Here is a 15,293-nt window from a genome sequence, read left to right on the forward strand (position 1 = left end):
GGTCGGCAACACTCTATCTACAAATTTAAGTATCTCATAAAAATAGATACTCTTGGGTTTATAGGTACATCCCGTCCCTAAAAAACCTAACTTAATCATACGAGGAGGTGTGAAATGGGGATAATTGATTGGTTTAAAGGGTTTCTGAGTGGTAAAAACCTTAGAACTGTAGATGGTTGTGATTATGAATTAAAAGTAGATTATTTTTATAAGAAGTTAGCAGTGGAAAGTTGTATTGATTTAATTGCAAATGCACTTACGATGTGTGAAATACAAACGTTTGACAAGGGAAAAGAAATTCGTGGAGAAAATTACTATCTACTAAATGTCCAACCGAATCAAAATCAAAATGCTTCTGCATTCATGCATAGTCTTGTGCACCATTTAATTGATGACAATGAGTGTTTGGTTATTATGTCAAATGACCAATTGTATATTGCTGATGAATTCACAGTAGATCGTTATGCATTTAAGGAGAATGAATATAAGAATGTTGTTATCGGTGATTTAAGTTTGAGGCGAGAATATAAAGAATCTGAGGTTCTCTATTTTGAATTAAATGATGAAAACATTATGCAGGTAATTGATGGGATGTATGAAAGTTTAGGGAAATTATTAATATCATCTATTAATTATTACAAACGAAAGAACAGTAAGCGGTTTTTGCTAAAGGGAAACTTTTTTAGAGCACAAGATGACGAAACACAAAAGAAAGTAGATGAGTTATTTGATAATCAACTTAAAAATTGGCTAGATCCAAATAAAGAAACATCTACTTTTCAATTACAGGATGGCTATAGTCTTGAGGATTTAAGTGATGGGCAGAAAGGTACATCGAGTAACGGAACAAGTAGAGATATAGCAGCCTTAATTAATGATATTTTCAATTATGTTGCGACAGCCTTTCATGTTCCAGTAGGTATTTTGAAGGGTGACGTTGCAGATATTGAAAAACAAATGGATTCTTTTTTAGCTTTTTGTATTAATCCCATTGCGAAACTAATTCAAGATGAATTTAATCGTAAGATGTACAAGAAAAAGGATTTCTTGAAACGGTCCTATTTAAAGATTGATACAACGAAAATTAAAGTTGTTGATATTACGAAACTAGCGACAGCATTAGACAAGCTCTTTGCAATAGGTGGCTTATCTATCAATGATATCTTAACTATTCTAGGTAGAGAGCCAATTGAAGAAGAATGGGCAAATAAACGCTTTGTTACAAAGAATTATCAAGAAGCTGATTCTTTGGAGGGAGGTGAAAAGAATGAGACGTTATAAAAATGAACAGTATAATCATCTAGCTAATGTCCAACATGCATTTAAAGCAGAAACAAAAGCTGATTCGCTGGACATAACGATTTATGGTGATATTGGTGAATCATGGTGGAGTGATTCTACATCCGCAGTTGATATTGAAAGAACATTGAAAGCTACTTCAGCAAATGTTATTAATATCAATCTGAATAGTCCTGGTGGGGATGTATTTGATGGGATTGCGATTTATAATCAACTTAAAAACCATCCGGCAAAAATCATCATTAACGTAGATGGACTGGCAGCAAGCGCCGCATCTATTATTGCGATGGCAGCAGACGAATTAATTATGAATACAGGTTCTATGTTAATGATTCATGAAGCTTCTACATGGACGTGGGGGACAAAATTAGATATTCGTAAGACATTGAATGCTCTTGAGGGAATTGACAAATCTCTTGCGGATATTTATATGACCCGTTATCAAGGGGAACGCTCAGAAATTGAGACAATGATTGCGAATGAAACATGGTTTACCGCCAATGAGGCAGTAGAGATTGGATTGGCTCATAAAGTAAATGAACATATAGAAGATGACGATGTGGTAGATCCAGAGGAATTTAAAAATAATGTACTTCAGAAATTCCGAAATAAAAATAAACAGCAGAATGAACCCGTAGCAGCAGGTTCAACTGAAAATATACTTAACAAATTTAAGCGCGCGTAAAGCAGTGCTTTTTTTATTGTCTTAAAAACAGGAGGGAATAAGATGACTATTAAAAATTTAGATCGTCCGGTAATCGAAAATAAAGATCAACAAATTAATAATGTAAAAGAGGCGCTTGAAACAGGTGATGCACAAGCGGTAGCGGCACGTATTGTTGCAAACATGGAGAACAATATGCAGCATTTTCAGGATATGATGAACGATGTAATTAATGAAGCACAACAAGCCAAAAATGAAAATTGGGATGCTCAAGTGTTGGCCTCTCGCGGTGTGCGTGTTTTAACAAATGAAGAAAAGAAATTTTATAATGCAGCAATTGAAGTTAAATCATTTAGCGAAACACATCAATTGATGCCGCCCACTGTTTTCGAACGAGTTTTTGAAGATTTAGAAAAGGAACATCCATTACTTTCTCTTGTTAATTTCCAAACCGTAGGAGCAAAGACACAATGGGTTGTTAGAAAAGAGGGCACTACGACAGCGTTTTGGGGTGATGTATGTGACTCAATTAGAGAAATGATTGACGAAGGTTTTGAAACAATTGAAGAAGGAATGTATAAACTTAGCGGGTTTTTAGTTGTATGTAAAGCTATGTTTGAACTAGGTCCTGAGTGGTTAGATAAGTATGTGCGTGCATTTATGAAAGAAGTTGTAGCAGAAGAATTAGAAAAAGTTATTGTTATGGGGACAGGGAAAAAACAACCAATTGGTATGATCAAAGATTTAAAAGGATCAGTAACAGATGGTATTTATCCAGATAAAAAGAAAGTTGTTTTAGAAGATTTTACTCCTGTAACAATCGGTAAAAAAATCTTAGCTCCTACTACTAAAGGAGGAACGAAACGCTATACAGGGGTAACGCTTATTGTGAATCCTTTGGATTATGCAACAAAATTTTTCCCGATTGGTGCAAAACGTAAAGATGATGGTACTTGGACATATGATAATTTTGGAGTGCCAGGTTTAACTATGGTCCAGTCGCCAGCCGTCCCATTAAATACAATGATCTCTGGTAAACCGAAAGATTACTTTATGGGAGTTGCTTCAGAACAACGTTTAGAGTCAGACGATACAATCCGTTTAATTGAAGATCAACGTTTATATCTCGTTCGTCAACTTGCAAATGGTCGTCCGTTAGATCCGGATTCGTTCACTGTATTTGACATTACAGCGCTAGAAGCGAAAGAAGGAACTACAACGCCCTAATCCATCCTCTCCTGTTGAAGAGAGGAATTATTCAGCATTAACCAAGGTAGAGATTCAGTCTTTATTAGAGCAAAGTGGTATTGAATATAAGTCTAATGCAACAAAGGCTGAACTTATCACTTTATTAGAAGGTGATGTGAATGGATGAGCTTTTGAATGAACTAAAAGATGTTCTTAAAATCACCTGGAATGAAGAGGATGCTAGTTTAATAAAACTTTTAGAAAAAGGAGAGGCGTATTTGTTGGGTTTAACAAATGCGTCTTTTGATTTTTCAAAGGAGATAACGCCGAAAGATTTGCTGTTAGAACGGTGTCGATATGTTTATAACAATGCAGGTGATGAGTTTGAAAAAAATTATAAAAATGAGTTATCCAGACTTATTTTAGATGTAGCTTTAGGAAAAGTTGGTGTAATCAATGGCTCTAAAAGCGTATAGAGAAACTTTGAATGATGGATTTCTACAATACGGATATAAAAAAACAGAGCGTTCAGAAGAAGGGAAGAGAATAGGTGAGAAGTTTCAAGAAGAAGGAAAGCTTGCTTATAAAGTGATGTCTTTGCGGGATAGTGATTACAAAATGGTGGGCGTTTTAACAACGGGATTAGATTTAAAAGTTAAAACACTATATCCACCTTCATTTAGAAAAATAAATAAAAATAAACTTAAGGTATTAATGGGTGGAATCGAGTACGACGTGATTAAAGCGGATCATGATTCTAACAAACAATATCTTTTCTTTTATTTGCAGCAGGCGGTGAAATCTCGTGAATGAAAAATCTAAAAAGCTTATGAAGGAGCAAAGAAAGGGCATTAAAAAAGCTCTTGAAGATGGATTTAGGCTTTTAGTAGTTGAAGATGAACTAGCAGAAGATGAGGAATCGCAGTTAACAGAAGATGGATACAATTGTTTTATCTTGGAATATGGTGAGTTTCAGCCATCTTCAAATGATCGTACAATTTCTCAAAATATATATGTTAGTTATTTATCGGAAAATCAATCGAATTTAGATGAGCAGGTCATTGATATTATTTCGTGGGTTGGCAAGGTGAAAATGGTATCCTTTGTAGTTTCTAAAAGCGATCGCCTTCAAGTGAAAGATACAGATCGTTTTATTGACCGTGTTGTTTTTACGTTTAAGAGGGTGATTCCAATTGAGTGCATTTGAGCTTGATTATGAAGCGATAGAAAAGCTTGAAGAAAAAATGCGGTTATTACCAAATAAGATGGAACCTACAATCAATACCATCCTCCACACGGACGGTATACGAATTGCAATAGAAGAGATTACAAAGCTTATTCCAGTATCTCGTTCTAAATGGAGTGTTCGAAATAAGACACATGCCAAAGATAGCAACTGGTCAAAAAGTGAAAAACTGAATTTAGGTTTTAGGATATTGGCCCGTGGTGGAGCGGCTAATAAAAAAGGATCGTTTGGTTATCTAGTCTTCCCGAACGAAGGAAGAGGTTCACATAATCCCTTAGAACAACGATTTGCGGAGCGTGGGATTGTAAACGCTAGACCAAGAATTTTAGCAGAACTACACAAAGGTGTAGATAAAGTATTGGAGGAGGAATTTTAAATGGTTAAAGTAATTGAAGAATTCGATTCCGTGTCGATTGCAAATGCAAGTATTCAATTTAAAAAGAAAGGTATACAAGAGCCTGGTACAAAATTTGGGTGTGTAGGGACAATCGAAGGAGAACCAGAAATTAAAGAAATTAAAAAGTTATGTGGTGGAACAACTGTTAAAAAGAAATCCAAAACTACTGAGCTTAAGATAACTGTTTCGGCACACATCCCTGTTAAAGTAGCGAGGGATTATTTTGGTTTTGATACAACAGGGTTAAAGCCAGGTGTTTGGGCGTATGGTAGTGAATCTAAAGGATATGATTTTGTATTTACAGCCGATGTTGTAGACGAGTTTGAAGATTTAGTAAAACTTATTGCGTTCCCAAATTGCTCAAATAGTACAGGGTTTAAATTTTCAATCGCAAATGGTGAAGAGGAACTAGCGATGATGGAATTAGAATTTACAGCCCTACCAGATGATTTAAAGAATTTCTTTTATGAGGCGTTTAAGGATGAATTAGCAGATGCGACAGTCGCACAAAAATGGCATACACAATTTAATTCAGCTCTTGTTAAAGCAACAACTTCAGCTTAAGGCCCTAGTTTTATACAGGGCTTTTTCTTTTGGATATAAATAAGAGGAAAATGAAAGTGAGGAAATAGCAGATGAAAGTTCAAAAAATAACATTAAAAGAAGTGGAATTTAAAAAAGTAGATGGTGAGTATGAAAAGAGTTTTGTTAACGACCAGGACTATCCAGCATTTTTAACAAATTACGCTTTGAAAAAGGGCCAAGAAGAAGGGCTTATTACTAGTTCGATTATTGCTGATATCGTGAAATTCCAAGCATTAGATGGATTAAGAAATGAGGATAATAAAGATTTATCAGCTTTAGAACAAATCGATCAAACAAGTATTCATAAAGTGATTTATATGGCGTTTAAAGGCGCAAACCCAAAAGAGAAGTTAACATTTGATGATTTCTTACAGAAGTATCATGATTCATTAGCAGAATCTATTGAACTATATACGAAACTTGTTGTAGATGTAATCAGTCAAGATCCAAATCAATTTGCGATAGCATTCCAAAAAAGTACAAATAGCGGCGGTAATGGTGAAAAAAAGTAAAAAATCCAGACATAAAAATCGAATGTGTGGAAGATAAATACGTCTTGTATTGCCTAGTCTCTGGAATAGATCCAGAGACTTTTTGGCATGAGCCAATTTCGTCTGTTGAGCGTATCTACGCAGGGATTACAGCGTTTGAAGCATGGCGTAACAATCCCAAGTAAAGGTAGGTGAGAAAATGGCAAGAAATAATTCGGAAGTTGAAGTAATATTTAAAGCGCAAAATAAAGATTTTAATGATGCTATGAAGGGCATGAATCAGGAAACTAAAAAACTTCGTCAAGAAATGAAATTACAAGAAGAACAGATGAAGTTAAATGCTACTGATTCAGAAAAACTACAAGCAAAACTTCAAAATCTTTCTCAACAATATGCAGTTGCACAAAGGGCTACGCAAGCAACGGCTGAACATTTACAACGTGCTAAAGAATTGTACGGAGAAAATTCTACTGTTGTAGCAAAACTAGAGTCAAAATTACGAAGTCAACAAATAACAGAACAACAGTTAGCGAATAGTATTAAACAAACTTCTGAAAGCTTAAAACAGGCGAGAGATGCTGAACAGGAAAGAACAAGTGAAACAGCTAAAGCGGCTCAAAAACTAAAAGAGCTAAAAGGACAGGAAGAGCAGTTGCAATCTTCTCTTTCTAAGCTAAATGCTCAATACGAGTTACAAAAAGCAACGCTTGGTGAGAATGCTTCAGAAATAGAGAAGTTACGTTTAAAAATAGATAACCTTGGAGAGCAACATAGTGTTGCAGCTAGTAAAGTACAAAACTATCAAAAACAGTTAGATCAAGCCAAACAGCAGTATGGTGAAAATGCTAGTGAAATCCAAAGATATGAAACGCAGCTAATACAAGCTCGGACAGCAGAACAGCAGTTGCAGAATCAATTAAGTGCGACGAATAGAAGTTTGCAGGAACAAGAAAATGCAACGAAACAATTAAAGACATTCTTTGATGCGACTGAAACGAGTGTAGACCATTTTGCAAATGCATTAGGGAATAACCTTACAAACGCAATACGAAACGGTACAGCGACAGCTAGGCAGTTAGAACAAGCGATTCAAATCATCGGTCGTGAAGCATTAGGTACAGAAGCAGATATTGAGAAATTACAGCGATCTCTTCGTTCTATAGATGATGGGAACTCATTACAACAAGTTCGAAATGATTTGAGAGACCTTTCACGGGAAGCAGAGAGAGCATCGCACAGTTTCAAAGAATTAGATATCGGTTTAGAAAATATTCTAGGTGGATTAATGGCTGGTGGCGGTATTTCAGGAGCTATTGAGCAAGCGCTTGATACCTCTAAATTAAAAACAAAAATTGACGTCTCTTTTGAAGTTCCAGCATCCTCTAAAAAATCAGTAGAAGAAGCGGTTCGCGGTTTAGAAGCTTATGGTGTTGATGTGGAAGAAGCACTGGAGGGTACACGTAGACAATGGGCATTAAATCAAACTGTCAGTGATAAAGCTAATGCTTCTATTGTAAAAGGAGCAGGAGCCATTGCAAGTGCTTATGCAGGTATAGATTTTACTGAGTTAATTCAAGAAGCGAATGAAATTGGTAATGAATTAGGGATAACTAGTGATACGGCCTTAGGGTTAACGAATCGGCTGTTAAAAATCGGATTTCCTCCTGAGCAATTGGACATTATCGCTGAATATGGCGGGCAGCTAACACGAGCAGGTTACAATGCTGAAGAAGTACAAGCGATTATGGAGGCTGGTGTTGATACAGGTACCTGGAATTAGATTATAGTTCCCTTGTATGGCGACATACAATGAAAAACTCCTTTAATTCAGTGGAACTCTCAAATGAGACAATACTGAGCGAAGCCTTTTAATTAAGGAACGTGCAACGACTAGTCGAGAGACGTAGGGTGTAAGCAAATGACACTCGAAACGGGGAGCAGCTCAAGTAGTTGAAGATATAGTCTAATCTATACGGTGACGTATAGCAGTTCATAAGAACGGGCGTGACGTTGCGAATCACGTTGAATATAAATGATTGATAATCTCTTAGATGGACTGAAAGAAGGCCGTATTAAAGCGGCTGAATTTGGTCAAGGTGTCGACAAGTCTATGAAAGAAGCTCTTGAAGGCACTAAAATTTCGGCTGATCAGTTAGAAAAGTGGGGGCAATCTGTCGCTAAAGGCGGTAAAGAAGGTTCAGCAGCTATGACAGAGATTGCTAAAGCATTGGCTAGTATTGAAGATGAAACAAAGCGAAATGAGATTGGTGTTAAGCTTTTCGGAACGATGTATGAAGATCAAGGCCAGAATATCACCAATACACTTATTGGCGCTCAAGATAAAGTTATAGATTTAAACAAGAATCAAGAACAACTAAATGAAATGATTAAGAAAATGGATGCCAGCCCAGCTGTAAAGTTTCAAAAAGCTATAAACGACTTAAAAATGGCACTTGAACCTGTTTTGGGAGTCATTGCTGATGTAATAAGTGCTTTTGCGGGCTTCGTTTCGGAACACCCAGCGTTATCAGCAGCTATAACAACAATTGTAACCGCGCTTGGGATTCTTGTTGGAGCATGTATGGCGTTAGCCCCAGTATTTGTCACCTTATCCAGTATAGCTGGTATATTGGGTGTGAGTATTGGGGCTGTTGCTGGTCCAGTTGCATTAGTAGCAGGTGGAGTGATAGCCGCAACGGCAGCTATTGCTGGATTGATTATTTGGATGCGAAATTTATGGCAAACCAATGAAGGGTTCAAAAATAGCATTACGAATGTAATTGAAAGCGTTCAAAACTTTGGACACGCATTATCTTCACTAGGTAAATATCTATTCTATACGGCTGTTGATGGAGATTATTTAAATGATTGGATTACACATTTGCCAAAAGGATTTCAAAATGCGGCTGAAATGATTGGATTGGCAGTCAGTAAGATACGCGAAGCATGCCTTCATCTTTTTGATGCAGTAAAAGCTGTTTTTTCGGGAGACTTTAGCCAGTTAGGCGAAATCTTTAAGATGATCGGTCCTAGTATAGCGGGGGCAATTATTGGGGGACTTCCAGGTGTTCTTGTATCTGTATCTCGTTATTTGCCAGCTATTGCAGAATATTTGAATGCAAACTCAGGAATTATTCTTGAAACTATTACAAATATCTTTACCAATATAGCTAATTTCGTAACAACAGTATTACCGCAATTTCTTGAAGCGGGATCACAAATGATTTCAAACCTTGTGAATGGTTTGGTTGTAGCAGCTCCAATTATGCTTGAAGCCATTGTTGGGATTATAAACACAATTTCACAGATGATTGCTACCTATCTCCCTATGATTGTTCAAATGGGAATACAAATCATTCAAACTTTAATTTCTGGAATTGTACAAGTCTTACCTACTCTGATAGAAACAGGACTTCAATTGATTCTAACTTTAATAAACGGAATTATGCAGATGCTTCCACAGTTAATCCAAATAGCTGTAACAATTATTCAAACTATTATTAACGGAATCATGTCATTTTTACCTCAGTTAATTGAAATGGGAATAAATTTATTAGTTTCATTAATTACAGGAATCACACAAGCTTTACCAATGATTGCTTTAGCGATTATTACAGTCATTACAACTTTAATTGAAGCCATTACAGCGAATTTACCTATGATTATTGAAGCTGGTGTTAAGGTTTTAACTAGCTTAATAGACGGAATCATTAAAATGCTACCGCAACTTATTGATTTAGCGATAAATCTTATCATCAAAGTGGCGGATACTTTATTAACAAACTTACCTAAAATAATTGAATCCGGTGTAAAGATTTTAATGGCCATTATTGATGGGATTGTAAAAGTGTTACCACAACTTATTAATGCAGCATTAGATTTAATTGTCAAAATAGCATCCACATTAATTGCAAACTTGCCGAAGATACTTGAAGCTGGAGTGAAAATTTTACTTATGTTGATTGCTGGGATTGTAAAGGTGATACCGGAATTAATTGCAGCAGCATTAAAGCTAATTGTTACTTTAGCAGGAGAGTTAATTAAGAATCTACCTAAAATCCTTGAAGCTGGTGTTCAACTGATCTGGGCTTTAATAAAAGGTATTGTGAGTATGGTAGGAAAATTAGGTTCTACAATCGTGACAGATATTGTACCGAAGATTGTTGATACATTAAAGAAGATTGATTTATTCAAGATAGGTAAAGATATTATAAGTGGATTGATAGACGGTCTAGGTAGTATGGCTGGTAAAGTGTTAAGTAAGGTGAAATCTATTGGTAACGATATTCTTGATGGTTTTACTTCCTTCTTCGACATCCATAGCCCTTCTCGAAAAATGCGAGATCAGGTTGGTAAACAAGTTGGTGCTGGGCTTGCTGTTGGTATGGAACAATCAATGTCGACAGTTCTTGCGGCAGCTAAAAACTTAGCAAATTCAGTGTATACGGTATTAGAAACAACGTTAAATACTTTCAATAGCTCCACTTTAAACGACATGAATAATAACAATCCTCTTCGGAGCTATTTTGAGGCAATATTGGAAGATGGTGACTATCTTAATGATTGGATTACCCATTTACCCGTAGACATGAGGGATGCACTTAAACAAGTTGGTAAAGAGCTTGAAGGTTATGATGTTAATAGTGGTATGAGCGAAAACAATCCTGTTGCTCGTTATATTCGTAGTGTATTAGAGAGTGGAGATCCTTTTCAAAAGATATTAGAAGAGGAATTTGTAGAATCTGGAAAGTGGTTGGAGATAGGTAAGAAAGTAGCTGGTTTCAGAGAACAGATTTTTAAAGATTTTTATAATGCTCCAAACCAAAAGTCAACCAAAGGTAATGTATTACAATCCGCTCTTAATAACATTTCAAACATGGTTGATGATACTTTTAAAAAGTTAAATTTATATGGAATAAATAAACAAGATAACTTAGCTTCTAATCTGTCTACATTAGCGACAAGAGCAGTTCAACCGATTGTACAACAAGTTGGAGGTGAACCAATTGTAGTCAATATTTACAATCCTTCTGTAAGAGATGAACGTGACATCGACCGCATGGTCGGAAAAATAGATGATGCACTTGCTCAAAAAGGGCGTAACTCAAAAATAGGAATAGGGAGGACTTAAATTGCTAGACATAGGTATCGATAATCAGTTAGCAAGTGACTATGGCATATGTATGGTAGAACGCCCTGTTATTCCTACAGCAGAACAGGAAGTAGAACATATTGAAGTGCCCGGTAGACATGGTTCACTTACAAAAAAAGGGGCGTTTAAAGACGTCCCTTTAAAAATAAAGTTCAATATGCTTGAAGAAGAGAATATTAAGCCATTAGTTCGGCGCATGAAGGCTTGGTTGATGAATGGCAAGACACTATATTTTACAGATGATGATGTGTATCGAAAAATTAAACATGTTGTAGTAGGTGATATTGCAAATGAAATCGAAGAACATGGTGAGTTTGAAGTCGACTTTACGCTTGACCCGTTTGAGTATACAGAAGATGCAAATATAATGTTGAGTACTCCTGGATCTATTTATAATCCAGGTACAATGGAATCAACTCCAATGTTGTTCGTTGCAGGGAATGGTACATTTCGAATTTTTATTAATGATGTTTCTTTTCAGATTAAAGATGTAAATGGTTCTGTTGTAATAGATTCAGAATTATTAGAGGCATACAGTGGTACAGTATCAATGAATGATAAGATGATTGGTGGTTTTCCAGAATTCCAAATAGGAGAAAATAAAATAGAGTGGTCAGGTGCTATTCAATTTATTTCAATTCAACCAAGATGGAGATATAAATAATGATTACTTTATATAAACCAAATGAAACTGATTTTACGCATAACGGAATTGGTGTTTTAGATAAACATATTTATAGTGCAACTGTTGAGGAAGAACTCAACGGTTTATTTGTTTTTAATTTTAATTATCCTTTATTTGCTCCATATGGAACGAAGATTGACGGAATGAGCATCATAAAAGTTCCTACTCCTGATGGGGATCAGTTATTTCGCGTGGTGACTCCTAAAGTGAGCATGGGAGAAATCAAAGCGGTTTGTTATCACATTTTTTATGATTTAACGGAAAACTTGATTGAAGATATATTTATACAGCCTACAAATGGTAGTGGGGCTATGGCTAGGTTATCATCAGGTTGTCAATATAAGCATCTGTTTACTTTTTATTCTGACGTAACGAATATATCCACCGCACGTATTGTTCGAAAGAATCCAGTGGAAGCAATGTTGGATACGAGCCAAGATAACTCATTCGTGAATCGATGGGGCGGGGAATTAAAAAGAGACAACTTCGATGTTAAGATGCTGAAAAGCCGAGGAGCTAATCGTGGAGTAGTAATAAGACATAAAAAAGATTTGTTAGGTTATGAAGGAAGTGTGGACTGGAAAAGCCCTACTACCAGAATTATGCCGCAAGGGTTTGACGGATTGTTATTACCAGAAAAATATGTAGATAGTCCACTGATTAATAAGTATCCACATCCGAGAATACGAGTTATTGAATTTAATCATATAAAAGCAGCTATTGGTAAAAATGCAAATGATGAAGACGCATTACCTGTAGAAGAGGCATATAAAAGGTTACGTCAAGCCGCTAAAGCTATGTTTGATATTCAGATGGTAGATCAACCGAAAGCGACATATAAGGTTGAATTTCAAGAGTTGTCTCAAACAGAGGAGTATAAAGAATATAAAATTTTGCAGCGTGTCTGGATGGGCGATATTGTTACAGTTAAACATGAGGAAGATGGTATTGATATTCAAGCAAAAGTTATTGCGTATAAATATGATCCGGTTAAAAAGGAATATATCAATGTAACCATCGGAAACTTTAAAGAATCTTTTACAGATATGGCTGGTAAGGTAGATCAAATCCAACAAGATTTATCCAATATGCCAGGATCTTTACTGGATGCAGCGAAAGAAAATGCAACAAAACTAATCAATTCGGGATTTGGTGGAAATGTACGTGTATATCCAGACCGAATTTTAATTATGGATACCAAAAATGAAATGACAGCTTCAAAAGTGTGGCAGTGGAACATAAACGGATTAGGGTATTCATCAAACGGGGTAAATGGTCCTTATGAAATAGCAATGACAAAAGATGGGCGTATTGTTGCAGATTTCATTACTACTGGAGAATTGAATGGAAATTTGATTCGAGGCGGAGAAATAACAGGGACTACTCTTAGAACTGCCAATGATTCTAATTATGTCTCTATTTCCAAACAGTTTATTAGGTTAATGGAATCGTATATCACTCGGATTTTCATGGGCTACTATATAAATCAAAGTAATATCATGCAACCCACTATTGTATTAGGTGGCAACAATGATATAACAGCAACGCAGGGTGCAGTGTTAGTTTACCAACTCGAGAGTTCTCCCAAGTCAGGAGGAATCGGAATATCAAATGGATACCTAAATGGTGATCCAAACAGAGTCTATTTTTCAGCGGCCCTTGGGTTTAATCAAAATGGACATGCGGAACTAAAAGCGGATCAAAGCCTAGAACTAGAGTCAAAACAATCCTATGCTTCTTTGAGAAGCCAAAATAATCTTTTTCTAGAAAGTAGAACAGGTGGTGCTTATTTCACTGCAAAAGAAGGGTTTAATTTCCGTCAAAATGGAGATCGAGTTGTTGATTTGAAGTTGACACCTGGTGGAGATAGTGACATCGTATTTCAGAACATTTTATTACGGAACAACAGAAATTATGAAAATACCTATGTGCAAGTGAAAAGTGCTGGGGGAACTTATTTCAACGGTGTTTTAGCAGCAGATTTTAAAGTATCTTCTAAAAAGAAATATAAAACAAATATACGGGATATTAAATTTGATGCGTTAGAGAAGGTAATGGGCTGGGAAATTAAACAGTACAACCTTAAGACAGAAGTAGCCGAGTTGTATGATATGCGTATGAAACGTAAAGAAGGAGATCCAATCCTTACAACAAATGATATTACAACTCATTATGGAGTTGTGCTTCCGGATGAATCAAAAGAAAATGGTGTTGGCTTATATGGGATGATTGCGCAGACTGTTAAAGCATTTCAGGAGTATGTAACCAAAACAGATGCTAGAATCGAAGAATTAGAGCCGATAAAGCCTAAAGGAAATATAAAACACAGGAACAAAGTAAAACGTCAAAGAAGACCGCCTAGACGCGTGAAAAGGAATAGTTAGAGAGAGGTGTAGTCATGCGAAATGAGGAAATTATTATAGATTTAGCAGATCCTGTGTTTACCAAAACAATTCGTTCGAGGCAAAATGATAAAAACGGATTGAAGATTACTGTATATGTAAGAGAAAAGGGGCAAATTGTTGATTTAACAGGGTATGCAGTAAAGTACGAAGCAATTAATCAAATTGGACAGTTCGTTCGAGACGATGCCGAAATTGTTGATGCAAAGAATGGTGTATTTTCATATACGTTGTCCTCACAAGCTGTTTCCACATCGGATGATTGGACAGCTTATTTTGTTATGGAAAAAAGTACAGAAAGAATTAGTACACCAGACATTCGGATTACATTAAGACGAGATGTAAAAGAAGGTAATATTAAAATCGAAAACTATATTTCTGAGTTTGAGATTATTAAGAAAACGTTGGACGAGTTGCAACAGAAATTAAATACTATGAATGTAGTCAAAAAGACTGGTGACACTATGACAAACTCCCTCGCTATAGACCTTGCTACATCCGGTGGGTTGCTATTAAAGAGGGGTGGTACTAACGTTTCTGGATTGTTTGCTCGCCAGGATTCAACTGGAAAAGGTGACCAAACTTACCTATATGATTACGTCGGAAACAAAATAGCTATGGATTATAACAGTAAAGATGGATTTACTTTCAATGACTCTACCAATTTAGTTAAGAAAGCTGGCGACGTCATAAATGGATTACTTGAATTTAAGGTCGATAACGCAATTGTGTTAGGAAGTCGTTCTTTTAAATCAGTTATTCATAAGGGGTCACAGGGAGAGTTGATATTTGCTCCTTCTACAAAAGAACAAGGTGACTCTTGGGATTGGTCCAAACGAGTAGAATTTCGAACTGATGGGACAATTAGACAAGCAAATGATACAGGTTGGATTAACCTTCCTACAACTGGGGTAGAGAGTGTTCCTGATAGAATTTTGAAGTACAAGAGAAGTGGGGAACAAATATCTGTCATTGGATCAGTTAAATATCTAGCGAATACAACAGTATTTGCAACCCTTCCGGCTGGATTTCGCCCTGTACAAAGTATTGCTTTCCCAGCACTTGCATATGGAAATGGACCAACAGTTTGTGAAGTTACAGTTAAAAGTGATGGTGGAATTTTCTTGAATGGTGTTCAAAATGGAAATGTCATTCATATTGCGATGAGCTTTTTAATTTAGATA

At 36.1% G+C, this 15,293-nt stretch carries 14 protein-coding genes and 1 pseudogene; all 15 read left to right on the forward strand.

The window, feature by feature from the left end:
• Nucleotides 1–114 precede the first annotated feature (114 nt).
• The 15 genes and pseudogenes from MR168_RS27680 to MR168_RS27745 all read left to right on the forward strand — a co-directional run bounded on the left by MR168_RS27680 (nucleotide 115) and on the right by MR168_RS27745 (nucleotide 15,290).
• Entirely contained in the window at nucleotides 115–1,281 is a 1,167-nt protein-coding gene (locus MR168_RS27680; RefSeq protein ID WP_242291637.1) for a phage portal protein, read from the forward strand.
• Nucleotides 1,268–1,984 carry a head maturation protease, ClpP-related gene (locus MR168_RS27685; RefSeq protein ID WP_242291638.1) on the forward strand — a complete coding sequence of 239 codons (717 nt, stop codon included), beginning with the start codon at nucleotides 1,268–1,270 and terminating at the stop codon, nucleotides 1,982–1,984. Before MR168_RS27680 ends, MR168_RS27685 begins: the two co-directional genes overlap by 14 nt.
• Before the next feature lie 42 nt (nucleotides 1,985–2,026).
• Nucleotides 2,027–3,190: a phage major capsid protein gene (locus MR168_RS27690; RefSeq protein ID WP_000153084.1), complete on the forward strand. Its 1,164-nt coding sequence runs from the start codon at nucleotides 2,027–2,029 to the stop codon at nucleotides 3,188–3,190.
• A gap of 37 nt (nucleotides 3,191–3,227) precedes the next feature.
• Nucleotides 3,228–3,338 (forward strand): annotated as a pseudogene (locus MR168_RS33995) (hypothetical protein); the annotation flags it as partial.
• Entirely contained in the window at nucleotides 3,331–3,627 is a 297-nt protein-coding gene (locus MR168_RS27695; RefSeq protein ID WP_242291639.1) for a hypothetical protein, read from the forward strand. The pseudogene MR168_RS33995 and the gene MR168_RS27695, both read left to right, overlap by 8 nt.
• Nucleotides 3,608–3,964, forward strand: coding sequence for a phage head closure protein (locus tag MR168_RS27700; protein WP_242291640.1), 357 nt, complete (start codon nucleotides 3,608–3,610; stop codon nucleotides 3,962–3,964). Before MR168_RS27695 ends, MR168_RS27700 begins: the two co-directional genes overlap by 20 nt.
• Complete coding sequence (locus MR168_RS27705) at nucleotides 3,957–4,358, forward strand: hypothetical protein (protein ID WP_235606708.1); 402 nt, start codon at nucleotides 3,957–3,959, stop codon at nucleotides 4,356–4,358. Before MR168_RS27700 ends, MR168_RS27705 begins: the two co-directional genes overlap by 8 nt.
• Nucleotides 4,345–4,773, forward strand: coding sequence for a hypothetical protein (locus MR168_RS27710; protein WP_080467922.1), 429 nt, complete (start codon nucleotides 4,345–4,347; stop codon nucleotides 4,771–4,773). The genes MR168_RS27705 and MR168_RS27710 overlap by 14 nt, the downstream gene beginning before the upstream one ends.
• Entirely contained in the window at nucleotides 4,774–5,358 is a 585-nt protein-coding gene (locus tag MR168_RS27715) for a hypothetical protein (protein ID WP_063264052.1), read from the forward strand.
• Nucleotides 5,359–5,429: 71 nt separating this feature from the next.
• Nucleotides 5,430–5,891 (forward strand): hypothetical protein, encoded by a 462-nt coding sequence (locus MR168_RS27720; RefSeq protein WP_199717771.1) that lies wholly within the window; start codon nucleotides 5,430–5,432, stop codon nucleotides 5,889–5,891.
• Between the two features lie 178 nt (nucleotides 5,892–6,069).
• Nucleotides 6,070–7,650 carry a coiled-coil domain-containing protein gene (locus tag MR168_RS27725; protein WP_242291641.1) on the forward strand — a complete coding sequence of 527 codons (1,581 nt, stop codon included), beginning with the start codon at nucleotides 6,070–6,072 and terminating at the stop codon, nucleotides 7,648–7,650.
• Nucleotides 7,651–8,157: 507 nt separating this feature from the next.
• Nucleotides 8,158–11,001 carry a hypothetical protein gene (locus MR168_RS27730; protein ID WP_242291644.1) on the forward strand — a complete coding sequence of 948 codons (2,844 nt, stop codon included), beginning with the start codon at nucleotides 8,158–8,160 and terminating at the stop codon, nucleotides 10,999–11,001.
• A 1-nt stretch (nucleotide 11,002) separates the two neighbouring features.
• Entirely contained in the window at nucleotides 11,003–11,686 is a 684-nt protein-coding gene (locus MR168_RS27735; RefSeq protein WP_000884126.1) for a distal tail protein Dit, read from the forward strand.
• Nucleotides 11,686–14,091: a phage tail spike protein gene (locus MR168_RS27740; protein WP_242291642.1), complete on the forward strand. Its 2,406-nt coding sequence runs from the start codon at nucleotides 11,686–11,688 to the stop codon at nucleotides 14,089–14,091. Before MR168_RS27735 ends, MR168_RS27740 begins: the two co-directional genes overlap by 1 nt.
• Nucleotides 14,092–14,105: 14 nt before the next feature.
• A complete protein-coding gene (locus MR168_RS27745) occupies nucleotides 14,106–15,290 on the forward strand; it encodes a BppU family phage baseplate upper protein (protein WP_242291643.1) in 1,185 nt (394 codons plus the stop codon).
• Nucleotides 15,291–15,293 lie beyond the last annotated feature (3 nt).

The sequence above is a fragment of the Bacillus cereus group sp. BfR-BA-01356 genome, assembly GCF_022663635.1.
GTDB lineage: Bacteria > Bacillota > Bacilli > Bacillales > Bacillaceae_G > Bacillus_A > Bacillus_A cereus.

Bases quoted from the DNA above. Each gene is read 5' to 3' on its own strand.
- MR168_RS27715 (WP_063264052.1), top strand. From the start codon at position 4,774: ATGGTTAAAGTAATTGAAGAATTCGATTCCGTGTCGATTGCAAATGCA.
- MR168_RS27730 (WP_242291644.1), top strand. From the start codon at position 8,158: ATGTATGAAGATCAAGGCCAGAATATCACCAATACACTTATTGGCGCT.
- MR168_RS27740 (WP_242291642.1), top strand. From the start codon at position 11,686: ATGATTACTTTATATAAACCAAATGAAACTGATTTTACGCATAACGGA.
- MR168_RS27720 (WP_199717771.1), top strand. From the start codon at position 5,430: ATGAAAGTTCAAAAAATAACATTAAAAGAAGTGGAATTTAAAAAAGTA.
- MR168_RS27695 (WP_242291639.1), top strand. From the start codon at position 3,331: ATGGATGAGCTTTTGAATGAACTAAAAGATGTTCTTAAAATCACCTGG.
- MR168_RS27680 (WP_242291637.1), top strand. From the start codon at position 115: ATGGGGATAATTGATTGGTTTAAAGGGTTTCTGAGTGGTAAAAACCTT.
- MR168_RS27700 (WP_242291640.1), top strand. From the start codon at position 3,608: ATGGCTCTAAAAGCGTATAGAGAAACTTTGAATGATGGATTTCTACAA.
- MR168_RS27690 (WP_000153084.1), top strand. From the start codon at position 2,027: ATGACTATTAAAAATTTAGATCGTCCGGTAATCGAAAATAAAGATCAA.
- MR168_RS27725 (WP_242291641.1), top strand. From the start codon at position 6,070: ATGGCAAGAAATAATTCGGAAGTTGAAGTAATATTTAAAGCGCAAAAT.
- MR168_RS27685 (WP_242291638.1), top strand. From the start codon at position 1,268: ATGAGACGTTATAAAAATGAACAGTATAATCATCTAGCTAATGTCCAA.
- MR168_RS27745 (WP_242291643.1), top strand. From the start codon at position 14,106: ATGCGAAATGAGGAAATTATTATAGATTTAGCAGATCCTGTGTTTACC.